Here is a 19,425-nt window from a genome sequence, read left to right on the forward strand (position 1 = left end):
CCTACCGCATATAACAGCTTATTGAAGGGCAAAACAAAATTAAAGTCGCCCTTTAAGTTATTGATTATTAACATCCTACATTTACTAACTTATTGATGTAAAGCGATTTAATTTAACTCCATTGACAAATAAAAGCGAGCTTGCACATTAAAAGTGGACTGAATTTTAGTCAAAAAATAAAAATACCTCTTATTCAAATGGTTACAAAATAAACAAATCGTTTATCGCACTACTTTAGTTTGATTATTAGCCAATTTAGCTTGAGTACACCTCAAAACCCATTACCACTATATTTATATACAGTGCACACCATTTAAAGGTGGCAGACATGGTTGGCACAGGATATTTATCCGACATTTGTAAGCCAGTTACAGATTAAAGTGTACAGATGAGAGAAGCACCACGACGTTAGTGGCCATAGGTACAAAAGTACAAGAAAACACCTGGATCCCGGCTCAAAAGCATTGCCGAGAAGACGTTCAACTAACCTGCGTTAGTTGCTAATTTACGACCCTAATCTGCTGCGGGCGAAGCGCCACGACGTTAGTGGCCGCAGGCCATAGTTAAAAGTACAAAAGTACAAAAGTACAAACAAACACCTGGGTCCCGGCTCACAAGCATTGCCGGGAAGACATATCTAATGATGGTTACTGTCGCTGAAAGCAAAATATGCTAAAACAAATTACTCATGCCCCCATGGCACTGGTGGTAATGCAACTGGTTTGGTTAAATCAAACTCTACCCTAAAATCGCGATTTTCGCGCTTTAAACGATACGTAAAAGTATGCGCTTCAATCATCATTTGCCACACATTGGTGACCGACTGATCTAGGCCATTTTGTTTAAAGTTAACGATGGATTCATCATCAACTGGAAACGATTGCATGTTGGCGGTACCCACATCGCGGGTGTCGCCACCGTACATGGTAACTTTATCTTCATAGCCGTCTTTGTGGCGATGATCGTGTTTTAACCGTAAGCCTGTGTCAGTTTGGGTGATAACCCAGGTGCGTGAGTGATCGTCACCGACATGAAATGGTACTTTTAATTGAGTCTCGCTGCATTCGCGTACATGCATAATCAGTGCTTTACCGCTAAATCCATCATCTTCACTGCCACCAGCAGTGATTTTACCGGCAAATGCTTTGCCGCAAAGTTTGGCTATCGACTCAAAAAATTGTTGATGTTGCACTGAGTTCGCGGCGTGACTTGGGGCGATCATTAACACGGCACTACCGATTAATGCGCTAGTAAATAAACCACGTAAACTGCTCGTTTTAACCATGTTGCTGCTCCCTTGCTTATTGATATTTTTCTTGCACACAGAGTACACGCTTTGCGAAGTGATACCAATCAGGATAAATAAGTGTTCAGAGATTGCGTAGGAAAAATCGCTTAGAATAAGGCAGAAATTGCAGCGAGCTAGTTGTTCTAACTTCAAAATGTCTAACGACGTTATAAGTGGTTTTAACCAGTAAGAATGATCACATTCTTGTACTGATTGGTATGAAGCCCAGATAAACTAAACCCGCATAAATGCGGGTTTAGTGGTTAACGCGATATATAGCTAACTGACTATTTAGCGTATTTAGACTTAGTGGCCCAACCGGTTTTAGCGGGTCGTTTAGCCCCAGTTGCTTTAGCTGGCTGACCGCTGTTTTTTGCCGTTGCTTTTGGCTTTTGCCCTGTCGGTTTAGCTTTGGGTTTATCTGCGTTTGATGCCCCTTTACGGTCTTCAAACTGGTCGGCAGAAAAACGGGTCATGGCTTTTTGGCCACCTTGGTCTTTGGCTTTAGCAGTAGGCTTTTGGCCCCACTTCACTTTGTTTTGCTCGTTACGGGTTTCAGGCGGCACCAAATGCTGTGGGCCGTTACCAATTAAGTGTTCTTTACCCATAGCGATTAAGGCTTCACGGATCATCGGCCAGCCTGCTGGGTCGTGATAACGTAATAAAAACTTATGCAATTTACGTTGGCGACCTTTTTTAGGCACACTCACCTGCTCACTGTCGTGCTTCACGTTTTTAAGTGAGTTTAGCTCGGTATGATAAATGGTTGTTGCGTTAGCCATTGGCGATGGATAAAAGTTTTGCACTTGGTCCAGTTTAAACTTTTGCCCTTTTAGCCACAGCGCGAGATTTATCATGTCTTCATCGGTAGTGCCTGGGTGCGCCGAAATAAAGTACGGAATGAGGTATTGCTCTTTACCGGCTTCTTTTGAAAACTTATCAAACAATTCTTTAAACTTGTCGTAAGTGCCCATGCCAGGCTTCATCATTTTACTGAGTGGGCCTTCTTCGGTGTGCTCTGGGGCAATTTTTAAATAGCCGCCCACATGATGCTTGGCCAACTCTTTGATATAGGCAGGATCTTCAATGGCTAAATCGTAACGCACACCCGATGCAATGAGTACCTTTTTAATACCTGGCACATCACGAGCTGCGCGGTATAAGTCGATGGTGTGTTTATGATCTGTGCCAAGGTGTCCGCAAATAGACGGATACACACAAGACAAACGGCGACAGGTTTTTTCGGCCTTTTCGCTGGTACAGCCTAAGCGGTACATGTTGGCCGTTGGACCACCTAAATCAGAAATTACCCCAGTAAAACCCGGTACTTTTTCTTGAATGTCTTTAATTTCTTTAATGATCGACTCTTGCGAGCGGCTTTGAATAATTCGCCCTTCGTGCTCGGTGATCGAACAGAATGAACAGCCACCAAAACAACCACGCATAATGTTGATTGAGGTTTTGATCATGTCGTACGCAGGGATTTTCTCTTTGCCATAAACAGGGTGTGGCACACGCTGATAGGCTAAATCGAATACGGCGTCCATTTCATCGGTATTGAGTGGCCAAGCAGGTGGATTAACCCATACGCCACGGTTAGCGTCGTGCGGCTGAAATAGCGCTCGTGCACACCCAGGGTTTTGCTCTTGGTGTAAAATACGCGAGGCATGGGCATACAAATATTTGTCTTCGCTGACTTTGTCAAACGCAGGCAATAGCACATAGGTTTTTTCCCATGGCTTTGGACGAGGCGGTTGAATGCTAATTGGCTTGGGCGCATCGTTATCAAAAATTTTCTTATCGCTTGGACCTGACAACTTTTCACAGCCAACGTCGTCTGCACCATAAGGATTAGGAATAGGATCAATTTTGTGTAATTGATCAATTTTACGAGAGTCCATACCACGCCAACCTGGCATAGGGTCTTTACGCATTACCGCGGTGCCACGTACATCATCAATGTCACTAATGGCTTCGCCTGCAGCAATGCGGCGCGCCACTTCCATAAGCGGGCGTTCGGCATTTCCGTAAATTAAGATATCGGCTTTGGCGTCAAAAATGACACTGCGACGCACTTTATCTGACCAGTAATCGTAATGGGCAATGCGGCGTAAGCTGGCTTCAATACCACCAATGACAACTGGCACTTCTTTAAAGGCTTCTTTACAGCGCTGGGTATATACCGTTACAGCACGATCTGGGCGCTTACCACCTATATCGCCGGCAGTATAAGCATCATCATGGCGCAATTTACGGTCTGCAGTGTAGCGATTAATCATGGAGTCCATGTTGCCGGCGGTAACGCCAAAAAACAGGTTTGGCCGACCTAATTGCATAAAGTCGTCTTTGCTGGACCAATCTGGCTGCGAAATAATCCCCACTCGATAACCTTGAGCTTCAAGCATACGGCCAATTACGGCCATACCAAAACTTGGATGGTCTACATATGCATCGCCCGTTACGATGATAATATCGCAACTATCCCAGCCTAGCGTGTTCATCTCTTTTCGAGACATGGGCAAAAATGGCGCAGTACCAAAACTGTGCGCCCAATACTTGGGATAACTAAATAACGTTGACTCAACTTGCATGTATATAACCTAAATCAATGGAGAGAAGCGTGTACCGAGTCCGGTAGCAATATCGCGTGCGGCCGCATTAACGGACGCGGAGTATAGCAGTACAGAAGCATTAAGTGTGACTAAAAAAGCAGCAAAAGTGAAATATTTTTATCGTTAAATAACCCTAAAAAAAGTGGTGATATGCTGATAATACCACCACTGTCAAAGCACTTATAAACCTAAAAAGAAGCCAATATTAGCCACAGCTAAAACCAGCAGTACAATCCAGGTCGCCAGTACCCCCCAAAAACGCCCAAAGTGATAACCGCCTTGCCCTTGGTTTAGCCCAATTGCGTGTAATAAACGCGCTACAATCCAAACTGTACCTAAACAGTGTATTAAGTAGGCGGGCATGCCATTTAACTCTGCCAACGCCAACAAAATAAGTACTACTGGTGCGTTTTCAATTAAATTACCGTGCGCCCTAATGGCAATAGACAGCCCCTGGTGACCACCATCACCAATGCCTATTTTATTGGCTCGACGAAATTTAACCACTTTGTATGATAATGCTAAAACCAAAAGCGCCGTTAAGCCTGCGTATAAACCTGTTACCATCAATGTCATGTGTTATTCCTTTTTTATTTTGACATCAACATTTAATATGACAATGCTAATGTGACTTAAAGCAACATTTTGAATCAGTTTGGCTATAAACACACGCACTAATCGGTTAATATTCGCGCCCAAATAAGCCCTATACCCTAACAAGAGTGACTATCGCCCAGTGGATAATCAGGATTTTTTAGAAAAACGTCGATTTATCATAAAATTAGGTAAAGCCTTACATAAGTTTGGCACACCGGCATATCGCTTAGAATCTCACTTGCAAACAGTTTGTAGTACCTTAGGTATCGAAGGATATTTTTTAATATCGCCCACTTCAATGACCTTTGTACTGCAACACGACACCGAACAAGAATATAACCATGTAGCACGCGTTAAACCTGGCGACCTTGATTTAGGATCTTTGGCGCGCACATTTGAGCTAGTTGAAGAACTGAGCTCTGGTCAACGCACCTTACAAGAAGCGCTAGAACGCTTAGAAGAAATAGCCAATAAACCTAACCCCTATGGTCACAAGTTAACATTATTAGCTTTTGGCTCAAGTGCCGGGGCATTTGCCATGTTAATGGGTACCGGTTGGCATGATGTTTTTTGGTCAGCGATGCTTGGGTTATTAGTATACAGCCTAGTATTTTGGGCTGAGCGCTCTAAACGCGTTGCTGAAATGCTAGAACCTATGGCAGCGGTGATGTGTGCAATTTTAGCCACGGCTATTTCGCAGTTTGACCCCAGCATTAATTTACCAGTGACCATTTTATCGGGAATTATTATCTTTGTGCCGGGCTTGGCGCTAACGCTTGGCTTAGCAGAGCTTGCGGCGCGTGATTTAATCTCTGGTACGGCGCGCATTATGGATGCGGTAATGCAGTTATTTAAACTGTATTTTGGCGCTGTGCTGGGTATGACCATAGGTAAAGCCATATTTGGTGAAGTCACTTATATTGACCCCATTCCACTGCCGCGGTGGGCAATTTGGTCGGCAGTGCCGTTATTGTCGATGTCGTTAGTGATCATTTTTAAAGCGCGCCTTAAAGACTCGCCCTGGGGTGTTTTTGCCGGGATAGTGGCCTTTTTCTCGGCCATGCTTGGTGGTATTTACTTAGGTGAGTCGATTGGCATTTTTGTTGGCGCGCTGGCCGTTGGCATATACTCAAACCTCTATGCCCGCTGGATGAAAGCCCCTGTGTCGATAGCGTTATTGCAAGGCATTGTTATTTTGGTGCCTGGCAGTAAAACCTATATTGGTTTAAACGCTCTGATATCGGGTGAAACTATGCTTAACCAAGCACATTTAGGCTCGCAAATCTTTTTAATTTTTATGTCGTTAATTGCAGGCCTTATCTTTGCAAACGTTGTGGTGCCTCCAAGACGATCATTGTAAAAACAACATCAGGTTAATGCGACATACGCAAGATTATCGGGGCTGCAAACTATGCAGCCCCGATGCTTTTTGACCATGATATAAAAACGTTAAATACTTGACTATTTTACGATTCAAGTGTGTTATGACTTAAAGCGTTAACGCAAAGCGCACTAAAAAAACAACAAAAATCTATCATTAGGACGAGTTTATGCCAAAAGTAGTCATGGCAGCCTTTTTTATCGTCATCTTGCTTTTTCACCCTAGCCTCAGTGCTAATGATGCGCCGGTAGCCAATCTGCCCGCCGCCTCAACGACAAACAAGCATGATGTTGATGAGGTCGCTAATATCGTCATTATCAGCCACCCTATTTTTGATGAGTCAGCCCCAGACGCGATTTTTTTACATCGTTGGGCAAACTACCTACATATCAACACTAAAGAGTCGACTATTCTTAACAGTTTAAGTTTTGAAGTAGGCGATAACATTACTGAAAAAGATCTTGAAGAAGCCCAGCGCTTACTACGCTACGAACCCTATATCCGTGACGCCGAAATCAATATTGCTCGCAAAGACCCAATGGCTGAAGACAATATTGAAAATGTTGTACTGGTTGAAACGTGGGATAACTGGTCTTTGTTACCCACTGTGAGTCTGAGTAAGAATGGCGGTGACACTAAATATTCATTTGGAATAAAAGAAGATAACTTACTTGGGTTAGGGGTTAAAACCCAAATTAAGTACCAGTCTAGCGCTGATCGCACCGGCTATAAATTTGCCTTTGATGCCCCAGTAAGATGGGTAAAACATGGCAACATCGCCGTCGATTTTTATGATAACAGTGACGGCCAGGCCTCTGCTTTAGCCTTTAACAAACCTTTTTACACCCTCGACACAAAAGACATGTATGGCGTAGCCTGGTCAACTGACACCCGTATTGACACCCTCAGACAAAACGGTAAAGACATTTACGAGTTTGAACACATCATTGATTACGCCAATATAGGTTTTGGTTGGTTACTCAATAAACAAGATGATTACTTACAACGAATTAGCCTTGGGATCACTCAGGATAAACACACATTTAATCACATTGAAATGTTCCCAGACTCTACATTGCCGTTTGATCGCGACTTTATATACCCCTGGTTAAGTTACGAGTACTTACAAGATCAATACACTGTGCTTAATAACATTCATTTAATCAATAATAATGAAGACTTTAACCTAGGTTGGCGCCATGTTGTTACCCTAGGCTTAGAAACCAATGACGTGGCGAACAATGCAAAATTGGGCTACCACCTAAATTTACTCACCACCCGTGGCTGGCAACAAGATAATCAATTACTGCTAATGACGCTAAATGGCCAGGCGGATATAGAAACAGGGCAACAAGATTTTTATAATGCCAGTTTAGCGGCAGAGTATTTTCATCAAATTAACCCTAAGTGGACAGCCTATACCAAAGCAAAGATCGCTACATCGCATAATAATTATTTAGACCAAACCTTCGCTTTAGGTGATGAAACAGGCGTACGAGGCTATCCAAATGACTATCAACATGGCGATAATCAATGGTTGTTCACCGGCGAAATCCGTTATTACCCTAACATCAACTTATACCAGCTAGCCGAATTAGGCTGGGCAATGTTTGCAGATGTCGGCCATGCTTTTGGTGGCTCAGATGAATTAAATGAAGTCACTGATATTATTGGCAGTGTCGGCATTGGCGCAAGGTTGTACTCATCTAAATCAAGTTATGGCAACGTTGCCCATATTGATATCGCCATGCCAATGACATCGGGAAATGACATCAACGCTTGGGAGTTTCGATTCCAGGTTAAAGACCATTTTTAACGCTAAGCTCGGTTTATCAATACTACCGAGCCTAGGGTCTGTTGATCTTTCAAGATTGTTTTTGCAGCGAATTGTTGGTCTTTTATACAAGGCAGAGACTTTGAGGTGTAGTTATTCTACATAAAAAGTCGATAACGCAGTAAAAATGGCCAACAAACGCTGCCTGAAAGGTTCGGCTAAAAACGTTTTACTCTTTGTTGAATGGATTTTGCTTAGATGACTAGGCATCAATCCATTCGCCTCGATTAAAACGTTTTTAACTCGAACAAAATTCAAACAGCAAAGATCAACAGACCCTAGCGACTACAACATTAAAATTGATGCGATACTTGTAAGACAACTTCCCTCGGCGCGCCAGGAAAATGACCGTTGCGCTCAGAAAATCCACTTACTGCGTATTCTTTATCAAATAGGTTTTTCACATTTAACTGGTATTGAGTTTGCTGCCATGTGATGGTCCAGCTCATATCAAACACGGTATAAGGTTTTACGATTTGTGCATCTGCGCTGACTTGCTCACTGACATAATCGGCACCAAATGCAACGGCTGAATGCAAACTGTCAATATCATAACGGGTCCATAATCCCGCCTGGTGACGAGGGGCATTAGCAAATCGACTGCCATCTGCATAGGTGTCATCAAGATCACCCTGGGTCACGCGAGCATCGTTGTAAGCGTAATTAGCCATAATGGTCCAGTCGGTTGTGATATCACCAACCAAAGTAAACTCAACACCTTTGCTTTCAACTTCACCTAAATTAACGAGTGCTGCAATCCCATCGTCTGCACCCGTATCATCTGGGTTGCTCATGGCGACATCTTTTTTATTGATGTGGTAAATAGCAAGTGTGGTCATCATTTGGCCATTAAACCATTGATTTTTGACACCCAGCTCAACTTGATCGCCAATTTCAGGTGATAAACCGCCATCTAAGTCGGCATCTTCTTGATCGCCAATAGACGTTGGATTAAAGCTTTCAGAGTAGTTCACATAAAATGAGGTGTCTGGTGAGTATTTGTAAACCACGCCTGCGCGTGGCGACACGTGCTCGTCGCTAAATTCAAAACCGCTCTCTTTGTCATAATCATTAAAATGATCATAACGTAGGCCAACTAATAACAACCACTTGTCGGTTAATGTGATTTGGTCTTGAGCGTACAAACCCGTACGTTCGGTTTTTTCACCGTCGCGATTTTGATCCGTCAATATGTAATCAGCTGAGTCGCTTTGACCATAATTTAGCTCAAATATATTCAGGTTGGCTACGCCATCGGCTTCGTAACGTGCGCGCCAATAATCATATTCACTGTCTACATGATGATAATCAGCGCCAAACAACACCGTTTGCTCTATTGCGCTTTCAAGGCGATAAACAAAGTCAGTGGTAAGACTCAGCTCTTGATTAGCACGGTATTGTTTGCGGTATTCACGTTTAATGGTTTCATCATCAACATTGGCTTCACCGTCGCCATTAACATCAACCCAGCCTTGCGACTCGTGATACCCTTGAACCCGTTCGTTATCAACATAGCGCACCTTGGTATCTACGCTAAAATTGTCACTAAAAAAGTGCTCTAATTGCGCTTGCAGCACTAATGCCTCTAAATCCTGATAGTCAGACGCTTCATTGGCGTTATAACTTGGGTCAACCAAAAAATTACCCTCATCATCGACTGGAACTCCACGTAACCGACTGCCGCCCAAATCTTGCTTAATATAATCAACCATAGTGGTTAGTGCGGTGTTATCGTCAAGCTGAAATAGTAACCCACCCGCTAACTCAGTATTTTTAGCGTCGGCATTATTACGAAAGCTGTCTTTTTGCTCATAAAAAGCACCAAGACGATAAGCAAGATTATCTGTTAAACCGCCTTTTGAGTCTATTGAGCCACCGACGCGGTCATAATCACCCACAATCATTGTCACTTCAGTCTCTTTTTCGAAACTTGGCTTTTTAGTGACATAATTAATCATGCCACCTGGCTCTCCGCCACCGTATAGCGCAGCCGCAGGACCTTTTAATACTTCGACACGCTCAACGTTAAATAATTGTGGGATACCAAAGTCAGAAAAAGGATCGCCGCGCATTCCGTCATAAAACACATTGCTGTCATCACGAAAACCACGAAAGGTTACACCAGAGTAACTGTAAGCGCTCACTCCTGCGATAGAACGATATAAATCAGTAATTTCGCGCGCGGCCTGGTCAACAATCAGTTGTTCATTTAGTACTTGCGCCGATTGCGGCAAGTCCATCATGTCAGTTTCAACTTTAGTACCAACAGAGCTTGAAGACTCAAGATAGAATGTTTGCGCTCTACCCATTACTGAAATTTTTTCGATTGATTCTGTTGGCTCTGTATTAGCAGGCTCATTAGCACTGACACTCATTACAGGTAACAATAGGCTGAACAACCCAAGATTAACCATTTTCAATTGCATATATCTCTCAACGACAGCATTAAAATTGGTCGGCAATATAGCACTAAACACAAATGCTAACTATTATCATTTAATAATTTACATTTGTTTGTGTTGTTGGCTAAATGTTGGAATTTATGATGATTTTACACATATTGGTAAAACAAAAAGCCTCGCATTGCTGCAAGGCCTTTCATATTAAAGAGGTTGAGTTGGCCGATAAGTCGCCATGACTTGGTTTAGCGCGGAGTGGATAGTTATTTGACCACATCAGTGCGGGCAATACCCTCACGCACTATGGTGTGAGTAAAACACAAAAGGCCTCACATTGCTGCAAGGCCTTCTATTTCGAAAGGTTTGAGTTGGCCGATAAGCCGCCATGCCTTGGTTGAGCGTGGAGTGGACAGTTATTTATTTGACCACATCAGTGTTGGCAATACCCTCACGCACTATGGTGTGAGTAAAAAAACAAAAGGCCTCACATTGCTGTGAGGCCTTCTATTTCGAAAGGTTTGAGTTGGCCGATAAGTCGCCATGCCTTGGTTGAGCGTGGAGTGGACAGTTATTTATTTGACCACATCAGTGCCGGCAATACCCTCACGCACTAAGGTGTGAGTCAAAAAACAAAAGGCCTCGCATTGCTGCAAGGCCTTTCATATTAAAGAGGTTGAGTTGGCCGATAAGTCGCCATGCCTTGGTTGAGCGTGGAGTGGACAGTTATTTATTTGACCACATCAGTGTTGGCAATACCCTCACGCACTATGGTGTGAGTAAAAAACAAAAGGCCTCGCATTGCTGCAAGGCCTTTCATATTAAAGAGGTTGAGTTGGCCGATAAGTCGCCATGCCTTGGTTTAGCGCGCAGTGGACAGTTATTTATTTGACCACATCAGTGCCGGCAATACCCTCACGCACTATGGTGTGAGTAAAAAACAAAAGGCCTCGCATTGCTGCAAGGCCTTCTATTTCGAAAGGTTTGAGTTGGCCGATAAGTCGCCATGCCTTGGTTGAGCGCGGAGTGGATAGTTATTTATTTGACCACATCAGTGCCGGCAATACCCTCACGCACTATGGTGTGAGTAAAAAACAAAAGGCCTCGCATTGCTGCAAGGCCTTTCATATTAAAGAGGTTGAGTTGGCCGATAAGCCGCCATGCCTTGGTTGAGCGTGGAGTGGACAGTTATTTATTTGACCACATCAGTGCCGGCAATACCCTCACGCACTATGGTGTGAGTAAAAAACAAAAGGCCTCGCATTGCTGCAAGGCCTTTCATATTAAAGAGGTTGAGTTGGCCGATAAGCCGGGTCCTGTCGTGGACAGTTATTCATCTAGGCCTGCAATCACTCACAGGCTCAAGCAACCTACCCGGTTCCTACGCGAGCAGCGCATATACTATTTAAAGTAATGGAACCCTATTTGGTCTTGCTTCGGGTAGAGTTTACCTTGCTACGGACTATTGCTAGCCGCACGGTGCGCTCTTACCGCACCCTTTCACCCTTACCACTTTAGCCAAAGCTAAAATGGCGGTCTCCTCTCTGTTGCACTTGTCGTCGGTTCACACCGCCCAGGCGTTACCTGGTACCCTGCTCTTTGAAGCCCGGACTTTCCTCCCCGTACCTAAGTACGCGGCAACTGTCTGGCCAACTCGGCGCGGATTATAGCCTAAGCAAGCCGACAAACCAATGTTAAAAAGCATTCGCGGTTATAAATCCAGTTCTAGGCCGTATTTATACAAGGCATTTTTCTTTAAGCCGTGAATTTGAGCTGCAATAGCGGCGGCTTTTTTAAGCGGTAATTCTTCACTTAACAGTTTTAATGTAGCTACAGCAACGGCAGGTATACCTTCTTCATCAGACAATGCAAAACCGTGGCACATTAACACAATTTCACCTTTCTGCTGATTGTCGTCAGCTTCTACCATTGCCAGTACTTCTGCTGCGGTTCCGGTTAAGAATGTTTCAAAGGTTTTAGTCACCTCACGCGCCATAACCACTTGCCTATCGTCTCCAAGCACTTGTGCTATCGCGCTTAAACTATATACAATTCGATGTGGAGACTCGTAAAAGATAAGGGTTCGAGGATCTTCTTTGAGCATTTCAAGTTTGTCGATACGGGCTTTTTCTTTTGATGGTAAAAAACCCTCAAAGCTAAAACGATCTGACGGCAAACCAGAAGCACTTAATGCTGTAATCGCGGCGCATGCGCCAGGTAAAGGCACAACGCGATAACCCGCTTGGCGAACATGATTAACGAGATGATATCCAGGATCTGAAATCAACGGTGTGCCAGCATCTGATATCAGTGCAATCGATTTGCCTGAGGCTAATTGCTCAACAATCCACTGAGCACGGTCGCGCTCATTATGGTCATGCAAAGCCGTTTTACGGGTTTCAATACCAAAATGGCTCAGCAACTTGCCACTGTGCCTCGTGTCTTCACAAGCGATTAAATCGACCTGTTGCAGCACCTCTAATGCACGAGCGCTAATGTCGCCTAAATTGCCGATAGGGGTGGGAACAATATACAGCGAGACCATTTGGTCCATAATTACCTCAATAATGAATCTACCTGATACTTTCGCCAAGCGTAAGAGCAGGTTAAACTAGTAACAGTATCTTACCAGAGTGAAGCCAAGTGTTAAAAAGACTGAATACAACAAAATTAGTGTGCGCGATGATTTTCTCTGTCTTGTTGGTAGGTTGTGCTACCGAGCAACAGCGAAAGCAAAGAGAATACGTTGAAATAAGCACATCATTGGTTGCCGCCGAACATCCGGCTAAAATCTACTTAACCGAAGCCAAAAATAGCAGTTTACCAGAAAAGCGTGACCGTTATTTATTACTGGCGGCTCATGCATACATTAATAATGGTAACGTTAACTCTGCTACTAATATTTTAACCTCAATGCAAAAGTCGATGGTTAATGTGCCTACGCTACAAGCAGAACATATTTACTTACGCGCTCGCATCGCTGAAAAAACAACCAGCAGTGAGGCCGCATTAGATATCTTGCAATATCCACCACATTGGCAGCTTCCTCGCTGGCAAATGGCGAGCTATCATCAATATAAAGCTAAACTGTTTAAAAATACTCAACAATCAATTGATCAAGTCAAGCAACTGAGCTTACTGAGTAATTACTTACCTAAGTCTGAAACGACAACGGTTAATAATGTCATTTGGGCAATTTTACAGCCATTACAAGAAGAAACCGTGCAATCATTTATGCGCGATCCTTCTAACCCCATTTTTGCTGGTTGGTTACAATTATCATACATTGCAAAACACTATGCGGTTGAACCAACGCAGCTTGTTCGTTACCTTGGCGAATGGCAGCGTAATAATCCTTATCACCCAGCGGCCATAAAGCTGCCTGCTGATTTAGAAAAAGCCTTAAGCGCTAAGCCATTTAGGCCACAAAACATTGCCGTGCTTTTACCGTTAACCGGCCCTCGCGCTGCGGTTGCCGAGCCAATTCGCCAAGGAATTCTGGCCAGCTATTTGTCTGAATATGATATCAATGTCGCCATTAACTTTTATGACACTCAATTAGGTATTTTAGCGGCGTATAATGAGGCCGTCACTCAAGGCGCTGAATTTATCATTGGGCCGTTATTACCAAATGAAGTAGAAGAGCTGCAAAAAATAAACGATAAGCAAAAGAGTACAATTCCGCAGCTTTATTTAAATCAAACTGAGCATTTTAATCCACAGCCGAACCAGTTTTACTTTTCGCTATCGCCTGCACAGGAAGCCAGCGACGCCGCGCATAAACTGTTCAGTGATGGTGTGAAATTACCACTATTATTGGCCAGTAACGACCCTATTGGTAAACGCATGGCCGACAGCTTTAAACAAACCTGGCTAAGCTTAACCAGCAACCATGCAGAAGTGCATTATTACGATGCAGGCGATCAAATGAAGGTGACGGTCCAAACTGCATTGGGCGTTAATGACAGCCAGGCTCGAATTAGCAGAATGCGTGATTTGCTGGGCAGTCGTCTTGAATCAGATTTTCGTTCTCGCCAGGATATTGATGCGATTTACCTGATTTCAGGCTCGCAAGACCTTGCCTTATTAAAACCGTTTTTAGACGTTAACTTTAGTGTGTTTTCAACGCCTATTGCGCTTTATACAAGCAGCCGCAGCCGTGTTGAAAATGAGTCATCTCAAACGGCGCAAGATTTAAATAACTTAATGATTAGCGATATTCCTTGGTTAATGCGTCAAAGTTCAGAAACTCAGCTGGTTTCTGAACTTTGGAGCAGTTGGAGCAACAGTCAAAAGCGTCTTTACGTGATGGGGTTTGACTCGCTCGAACTGGTCAATCGTTTAGCGCAGATGAGGGCATTCCCGGGTTACCAATTTATGGGCCGTAGTGGTGCATTATCGGTTAAGCCAAATGGCGTTATTGAGCGCCAATTATCATGGGGTAAATACACTCAAGGGCAACTAAAACCGCTATGAATCGCGGCCAGTTAGCAGAGCAACGCGCCAGAACTTATCTTGAACAACAAGGTCTGATCTTTGTAGAAGCTAACGTTCGTTATCCATTTGGTGAAATAGATTTAGTGATGCGCCAACATGATGTATGGGTATTTGTTGAAGTGAAATTTAGGGCATCGAACCAATTTGGTGGTGCAATCAATGCGCTAACTCACAAGCAAATTACCCGTATTCGCAAGGCTGCTGATCATTATTTACAACGGCAAAAACTCAATCCACCCTGCCGTTTTGATGTTATCGCAATGAGTGCAAATGAAATAAACTGGCTACAAGGTTGTTTTTAAGCCACAACTGATTACCAATTCTTGGTTTTGTGGCATCATATATCCAAATTACCGATGCGGATTAATTTGCAAAAAAGCTTATTACCGATGTGGGTAGATATTATTTATCGTAAGGATTGTTGCATGTTAGAACGTATTAAAGATAGTTTCACCGAGTCAATTCAGACCAAAATAGATGCTGCCGAAGCACTACCGGAGTCAATTGAAAAAGCAGCAGAGATGATGGTGCAATGTCTTCTTGGCGGCAATAAAATTCTATCATGTGGTAATGGTGGTAGCGCAGGCGACGCACAGCATTTTTCTGCAGAGCTATTAAACCGCTACGAAATTGAACGTCCACCATTACCGGCAATTGCCTTAAGTTGTGACACGTCAACCATTACCGCTATTGCTAACGATTATAGCTACGATGAAATTTTCTCTAAGCAGATTTTAGCCCTTGGCCAACCTGGCGATATTTTACTGGCAATTTCTACCAGCGGTAACTCAGGTAATATCATTAAAGCAATGGAAGCGGCGTTAAGCCGTGACATGACCATTGTTGCATTAACCGGTAAAGACGGTGGCGCGATGGCTGGCTTAATGAGCGCTGGTGATGTTGAAATCCGTGTACCTTCTAATGTGACAGCACGTATCCAAGAAGTGCATTTACTGGTTATTCATTGCTTGTGCGACAACATAGACCGCACTTTATTCCCACAGGATGAGCAAGCATGATGAATAGATTATTCATCATCTCAGTATTGGTAATACTACTTCAAGGTTGTGCTGGAGCGGTGATGGTTGGCGCTGTGAGTGGTGCCAAAATGGCTAATGATGAACGCAGCATGAGCACACAAATTAGTGATACTAATGCTGACTTCACTATTGCTAGTGCCTTATCTAAATACGATGACTTGAATAATCAAACTAATATTGCCGCTGTGGTAATGAATAACAACGTGTTGTTGATTGGCCAGGCGCCAAATTCAATGCTTCGCGATAAAGCGATTAAAGTTGTGCAAGACCTAGAAATTGGCGGAAAAATACATAACCAAATTCGCATTGGCACACCAACCTCATTTACCACGCGCAGTAATGACACCTGGGTAACGACCAAAGTTAAAGGGCGCATGTTAAACGAAAAGTCGCTCGACATTACTCGCATTAAAGTCATCACAGAAAATGGTGAAGTGTTTTTATTGGGATTAATTGATCGTAAGCAAGCTGAATTAGCCGTCGAGATTGCGCGTAATACAGCTGGTGTGCGCAAAGTGGTTAAAGTGTTTGAATACGTTGAACCCGCCAGTTAACACTTTAAGCAATGATTACATTAAAGCCATCGGTGAACGATGGCTTTTTTATGGGTAAATCATCACTGGCTTTAAGTCGTTATCGATTTACGTTATACAATTAAGCCGATTTTCTCGTAGACCTTTTTAATGGTCACTTCTGCACGAGCTTGTGCCTTTTGTGCGCCCTCTGCCATCACTTGTCTTAAGAATGCATCATCAGCGCGGTACTCTTTAAAACGAGCTTGCAATGGCTCAAGCATGGCCACAACAGCTTCACCTGTAGCAACTTTAAGATGGCCATACATTTTACCTTCAAACTCCGCTTCTAACGATGCGATAGACTGCCCAGTACAACCTGCCATTAAACTAAGCAAATTAGACACACCTGGCTTTTGTTCAATATCAAAACGCACAACTGGTGGCTCTTCGCTGTCTGTCATGGCTTTTTTCACTTTCTTTAAAATCGCCTTTGGATCTTCGAGTAACCCAATAACATTGTTACGGTTATCATCTGACTTAGACATCTTTTTAAGCGGGTCTTGCAACGACATCACCTTAGCACCGTGTTCAGGAATAAACGGCTCAGGAATAGTAAATGTGTCGCCATAAGCATTGTTAAATCGCGTAGCTATATCACGTGTTAGCTCTAAATGCTGCTTTTGGTCCTGACCCACAGGAATTTCATTGGCTTGATAAAGCAAAATGTCAGCAGCCATTAACACAGGGTAACCAAATAAGCCCACATTGATGTTATTAGCATGCTTTTGCGACTTATCTTTAAACTGAGTCATGCGGTTAAGCTCGCCCATTTGGGTATAACAGTTTAATGCCCAGCCAAGTTGGGTGTGTTGCGGCACTTGAGACTGAATAAATACTGTGCTTTTTTTAGGATCAACACCGCATGCTAGGTACAATGCAAGGGTGTCTAAACATGCTTCGCGCAATTTTTGAGGATCTTGACGTACTGTAATGGCGTGCAAATCAACGACGCAATATAAGCAATCGTGGCTATCTTGCATGGCAACCCATTGACGTAGTGCGCCCATATAATTACCTATGGTTAATTCGCCTGATGGCTGTGCACCGCTGAGAACTATGGGTTTAGTCATGTGTTTTATTGCTCCAGATTATCTTATAAAATTCGAATTATTGTGAAAGTAAGTATTGGCGTAGTTGGGAAAAGTGTTCGCATACCGCATCAGGTTCACTTAAGCCGATATCTTCGCCGTAGTTATAGCCGTAGGTCAAGCCAATCGACATTACATTTGCCGCTTTAGCCGCTAAAATATCATTTTTTGAATCACCCACCATTAATAGCTGTGACGAATTAATGTTCCATTGATCCATTAAATGTTGCAAAGGCAGAGGATCAGGCTTCATTTTAGCCAGTGAATCACCACCTAGTACCTGCGTAAACAGCCCATCTAAACCAAATGCTTGTAACAAAGGAATAGTAAAGCGATAAGGCTTATTAGTCACAACCGCCAATTTATAACCCGCTTGCTTTAGCTGTTGAAGTACCTCTAACACGCCAGTGTATAAACGGCTATGTTGCTGTAAATGCTCAGCGTAGTGGTGCATAAAGCGCGGCATAGTTTGCTCAAGCCTTGCTTGAAGCTCTGGGCTATCTTCCGCTGTTGAATATGAATAGCTCAATGCTCGTTGCATTAATATTTGAGCGCCATTTCCAACCCAGCTCCTCACTAAGTCTTCTGACACTTTGGGCAAACTGCACTCTGCTAACGTGGCATTTGTTGCTGCGGCTAAATCTGGCACACTGTCAATTAATGTGCCGTCTAAATCAAACGCAATGGCTTGAATATTAAGCCATTGACTCTTTGGTAATATCATTTTTAACTTACACCTTGGCTAATTCGGCGCGCATTAGATCAACAACGACTTTATAGTCTGGCTGATTAAAAATGGCAGAACCTGCGACAAACATATCAGCACCAGCTGCTGCAATTTCAGCAATGTTGTCTACTTTAACGCCGCCATCGACTTCTAAACGAATATCAAACCCGCTAGCATCAATACGAGCACGTACCTGACGCAGTTTATCAAGTGTACTTGGGATAAATGACTGACCGCCAAAGCCTGGATTAACCGACATTAATAAAATGACATCAAGCTTATCCATAACATGATCTAGGTAGTGTAATGGTGTTGCAGGGTTAAACACTAAGCCGGCTTTACAGCCTGATTCTTTAATGAGTTGTAATGTACGGTCGATATGCTCTGAGGCTTCTGGGTGAAAAGTAATAATAGATGCACCCGCTTTAGCAAAATCGGGAATGATTCGATCAACGGGTTTAACCATTAAATGCACATCAATATCTGCGGTGATCCCATAATTACGCAACGCCGTACATACCATTGGGCCAATCGTTAGGTTAGGCACATAATGATTATCCATGACATCAAAATGGACCACATCGGTACCGGCATCTAATACGGCTTTTACATCATCGCCTAAACGGGCAAAATCGGCAGACAAAATTGATGGTGCTATTAAAAATGGGCGCATAATCTTCTCTATTGGTAGACCAAAGTGACGACATTTTACCCTTTGCAGCCACAGGGCTCTAGGTTGAAACGTTAAAAAAGCGCATGAAGTAGCGTATATTTGTCAAAAACTAGACCAGAAGTCGGATTTGTTGTGTTTTACTGATAAAGCAGTGTTCAATATCTAGGCTGTTTTGCTATAATTAAGATGTTACAATTTATTGAGTAAATAACCTCAATAATAATCGATATAGCACAAAATTAATCACTGAAGAATCAATAACCAGCTAGGCCTGTATTGGTACTTTGGTTTATTACCAATGATATTCATGCTCCTCGCATAAACCACGGATAGGGTAACCTTATGGTTAAGCAATTATTAAGCAAGATGTCTAATCGTGATGGTAAATTTTTACCAACACCGGTATATGCTGTATTTGCAACGGCTACTTTGGCGCTGCTGATTAGCCAAGTGCTAATGGCTACAGAGAATACGGCATCTAACACTCAAGCTTGTGTATGCGATAATAACAACAGTTACAATGCCAGCCTACCCAGCAGTCATCCTGCGAACCGTTGCGCTGAACAATCAAATAATATCAGTTGGAGTAATTGGGTTACGGGTAACAGCCGTTCAAGTCAATTTCACTTTATCGATTTGTTAGAACTTTTACATGGGCATAAAGATAAACCGCTACAGGATATGCCAACGCCTAATAGTTCCGAGCAGATATAACCA

General features: G+C 43.2%; 15 protein-coding genes, 1 other RNA gene and 1 pseudogene. 7 read left to right on the plus strand and 10 right to left on the minus strand.

Annotation, left to right across the window (positions count from 1 at the left end; translation table 11 throughout):
- Nucleotides 1-682 precede the first annotated feature (682 nt).
- The 3 genes from IEW93_RS00215 to IEW93_RS00225 all read right to left on the minus strand — a co-directional run bounded on the left by IEW93_RS00215 (nt 683) and on the right by IEW93_RS00225 (nt 4,476).
- Entirely contained in the window at nt 683-1,222 is a 540-nt protein-coding gene (locus tag IEW93_RS00215; protein WP_229706554.1) for a hypothetical protein, read from the minus strand.
- Nucleotides 1,223-1,575: 353 nt separating this feature from the next.
- On the minus strand, nt 1,576-3,879 hold the full coding sequence (locus tag IEW93_RS00220) for a YgiQ family radical SAM protein (RefSeq protein WP_188735679.1): 2,304 nt from the start codon (nt 3,877-3,879) through the stop codon (nt 1,576-1,578).
- Between the two features lie 201 nt (nt 3,880-4,080).
- Nucleotides 4,081-4,476 (minus strand): MAPEG family protein, encoded by a 396-nt coding sequence (locus IEW93_RS00225; protein WP_188735681.1) that lies wholly within the window; start codon nt 4,474-4,476, stop codon nt 4,081-4,083.
- 160 nt (nt 4,477-4,636) lie between these two features.
- On the opposite strand from IEW93_RS00225, the gene IEW93_RS00230 reads away from it, so the two are divergent.
- A complete protein-coding gene (locus IEW93_RS00230; protein WP_188735683.1) occupies nt 4,637-5,857 on the plus strand; it encodes a threonine/serine exporter family protein in 1,221 nt (406 codons plus the stop codon).
- A 190-nt stretch (nt 5,858-6,047) separates the two neighbouring features.
- Complete coding sequence (locus IEW93_RS00235) at nt 6,048-7,694, plus strand: ShlB/FhaC/HecB family hemolysin secretion/activation protein (RefSeq protein ID WP_188735686.1); 1,647 nt, start codon at nt 6,048-6,050, stop codon at nt 7,692-7,694.
- Between the two features lie 33 nt (nt 7,695-7,727).
- Here IEW93_RS00235 and IEW93_RS22315 read toward each other — a convergent pair.
- The 4 genes and pseudogenes from IEW93_RS22315 to rsmI all read right to left on the minus strand — a co-directional run.
- Nucleotides 7,728-7,922 (minus strand): annotated as a pseudogene (locus IEW93_RS22315) (hypothetical protein); the annotation flags it as partial.
- Nucleotides 7,923-8,005: 83 nt separating this feature from the next.
- The gene (locus tag IEW93_RS00240) at nt 8,006-10,126 is read right to left on the minus strand and encodes a TonB-dependent siderophore receptor (RefSeq protein ID WP_373284845.1); all 2,121 of its coding nucleotides are present in this window, start codon (nt 10,124-10,126) and stop codon (nt 8,006-8,008) included.
- Between the two features lie 1,271 nt (nt 10,127-11,397).
- An RNA gene (gene rnpB, locus IEW93_RS00245) (RNase P RNA component class A) lies at nt 11,398-11,765 on the minus strand.
- A gap of 54 nt (nt 11,766-11,819) precedes the next feature.
- On the minus strand, nt 11,820-12,662 hold the full coding sequence (gene rsmI / locus IEW93_RS00250; RefSeq protein WP_188735689.1) for a 16S rRNA (cytidine(1402)-2'-O)-methyltransferase: 843 nt from the start codon (nt 12,660-12,662) through the stop codon (nt 11,820-11,822).
- Nucleotides 12,663-12,751: 89 nt separating this feature from the next.
- On the opposite strand from rsmI, the gene IEW93_RS00255 reads away from it, so the two are divergent.
- The 4 genes from IEW93_RS00255 to dolP all read left to right on the plus strand — a co-directional run bounded on the left by IEW93_RS00255 (nt 12,752) and on the right by dolP (nt 16,199).
- Complete coding sequence (locus IEW93_RS00255) at nt 12,752-14,584, plus strand: penicillin-binding protein activator (protein ID WP_188735691.1); 1,833 nt, start codon at nt 12,752-12,754, stop codon at nt 14,582-14,584.
- Nucleotides 14,581-14,907: a YraN family protein gene (locus IEW93_RS00260; RefSeq protein WP_188735693.1), complete on the plus strand. Its 327-nt coding sequence runs from the start codon at nt 14,581-14,583 to the stop codon at nt 14,905-14,907. Before IEW93_RS00255 ends, IEW93_RS00260 begins: the two co-directional genes overlap by 4 nt.
- A 123-nt stretch (nt 14,908-15,030) precedes the next feature.
- On the plus strand, nt 15,031-15,624 hold the full coding sequence (locus IEW93_RS00265; protein WP_124017505.1) for a phosphoheptose isomerase: 594 nt from the start codon (nt 15,031-15,033) through the stop codon (nt 15,622-15,624).
- A complete protein-coding gene (gene dolP, locus IEW93_RS00270) occupies nt 15,624-16,199 on the plus strand; it encodes a division/outer membrane stress-associated lipid-binding lipoprotein (protein ID WP_188736068.1) in 576 nt (191 codons plus the stop codon). The genes IEW93_RS00265 and dolP overlap by 1 nt, the downstream gene beginning before the upstream one ends.
- A gap of 92 nt (nt 16,200-16,291) precedes the next feature.
- Here dolP and trpS read toward each other — a convergent pair whose 3' ends face one another.
- From trpS to rpe, 3 genes are read right to left on the minus strand one after another with little or no spacing between them, the layout of a single operon-like run.
- The gene (gene trpS, locus IEW93_RS00275) at nt 16,292-17,290 is read right to left on the minus strand and encodes a tryptophan--tRNA ligase (protein ID WP_188735695.1); all 999 of its coding nucleotides are present in this window, start codon (nt 17,288-17,290) and stop codon (nt 16,292-16,294) included.
- A 37-nt stretch (nt 17,291-17,327) separates the two neighbouring features.
- The gene (locus IEW93_RS00280; RefSeq protein ID WP_188735697.1) at nt 17,328-18,032 is read right to left on the minus strand and encodes a phosphoglycolate phosphatase; all 705 of its coding nucleotides are present in this window, start codon (nt 18,030-18,032) and stop codon (nt 17,328-17,330) included.
- Nucleotides 18,033-18,039: 7 nt separating this feature from the next.
- Nucleotides 18,040-18,708: a ribulose-phosphate 3-epimerase gene (gene rpe / locus IEW93_RS00285; protein ID WP_188735699.1), complete on the minus strand. Its 669-nt coding sequence runs from the start codon at nt 18,706-18,708 to the stop codon at nt 18,040-18,042.
- Nucleotides 18,709-19,050: 342 nt separating this feature from the next.
- On the opposite strand from rpe, the gene IEW93_RS00290 reads away from it, so the two are divergent.
- A complete protein-coding gene (locus IEW93_RS00290; protein WP_223418851.1) occupies nt 19,051-19,422 on the plus strand; it encodes a hypothetical protein in 372 nt (123 codons plus the stop codon).
- Nucleotides 19,423-19,425 lie beyond the last annotated feature (3 nt).

Origin of the sequence: Shewanella inventionis, from assembly GCF_014641855.1 — a bacterium.
Lineage (GTDB): Bacteria > Pseudomonadota > Gammaproteobacteria > Enterobacterales > Shewanellaceae > Shewanella > Shewanella inventionis.

What these genes read in the sequence shown, in the direction of transcription:
- IEW93_RS00240 (WP_373284845.1), bottom strand. Translation starts at nt 10,126, where the DNA reads ATGGTTAATCTTGGGTTGTTCAGCCTATTGTTACCTGTAATGAGTGTC.
- rpe (WP_188735699.1), bottom strand. Translation starts at nt 18,708, where the DNA reads ATGCGCCCATTTTTAATAGCACCATCAATTTTGTCTGCCGATTTTGCC.
- IEW93_RS00265 (WP_124017505.1), top strand. Translation starts at nt 15,031, where the DNA reads ATGTTAGAACGTATTAAAGATAGTTTCACCGAGTCAATTCAGACCAAA.
- rsmI (WP_188735689.1), bottom strand. Translation starts at nt 12,662, where the DNA reads ATGGACCAAATGGTCTCGCTGTATATTGTTCCCACCCCTATCGGCAAT.
- trpS (WP_188735695.1), bottom strand. Translation starts at nt 17,290, where the DNA reads ATGACTAAACCCATAGTTCTCAGCGGTGCACAGCCATCAGGCGAATTA.
- IEW93_RS00280 (WP_188735697.1), bottom strand. Translation starts at nt 18,032, where the DNA reads ATGATATTACCAAAGAGTCAATGGCTTAATATTCAAGCCATTGCGTTT.
- IEW93_RS00215 (WP_229706554.1), bottom strand. Translation starts at nt 1,222, where the DNA reads ATGATCGCCCCAAGTCACGCCGCGAACTCAGTGCAACATCAACAATTT.
- IEW93_RS00260 (WP_188735693.1), top strand. Translation starts at nt 14,581, where the DNA reads ATGAATCGCGGCCAGTTAGCAGAGCAACGCGCCAGAACTTATCTTGAA.
- IEW93_RS00290 (WP_223418851.1), top strand. Translation starts at nt 19,051, where the DNA reads ATGGTTAAGCAATTATTAAGCAAGATGTCTAATCGTGATGGTAAATTT.
- dolP (WP_188736068.1), top strand. Translation starts at nt 15,624, where the DNA reads ATGAATAGATTATTCATCATCTCAGTATTGGTAATACTACTTCAAGGT.
- IEW93_RS00225 (WP_188735681.1), bottom strand. Translation starts at nt 4,476, where the DNA reads ATGACATTGATGGTAACAGGTTTATACGCAGGCTTAACGGCGCTTTTG.
- IEW93_RS00220 (WP_188735679.1), bottom strand. Translation starts at nt 3,879, where the DNA reads ATGCAAGTTGAGTCAACGTTATTTAGTTATCCCAAGTATTGGGCGCAC.
- IEW93_RS00235 (WP_188735686.1), top strand. Translation starts at nt 6,048, where the DNA reads ATGCCAAAAGTAGTCATGGCAGCCTTTTTTATCGTCATCTTGCTTTTT.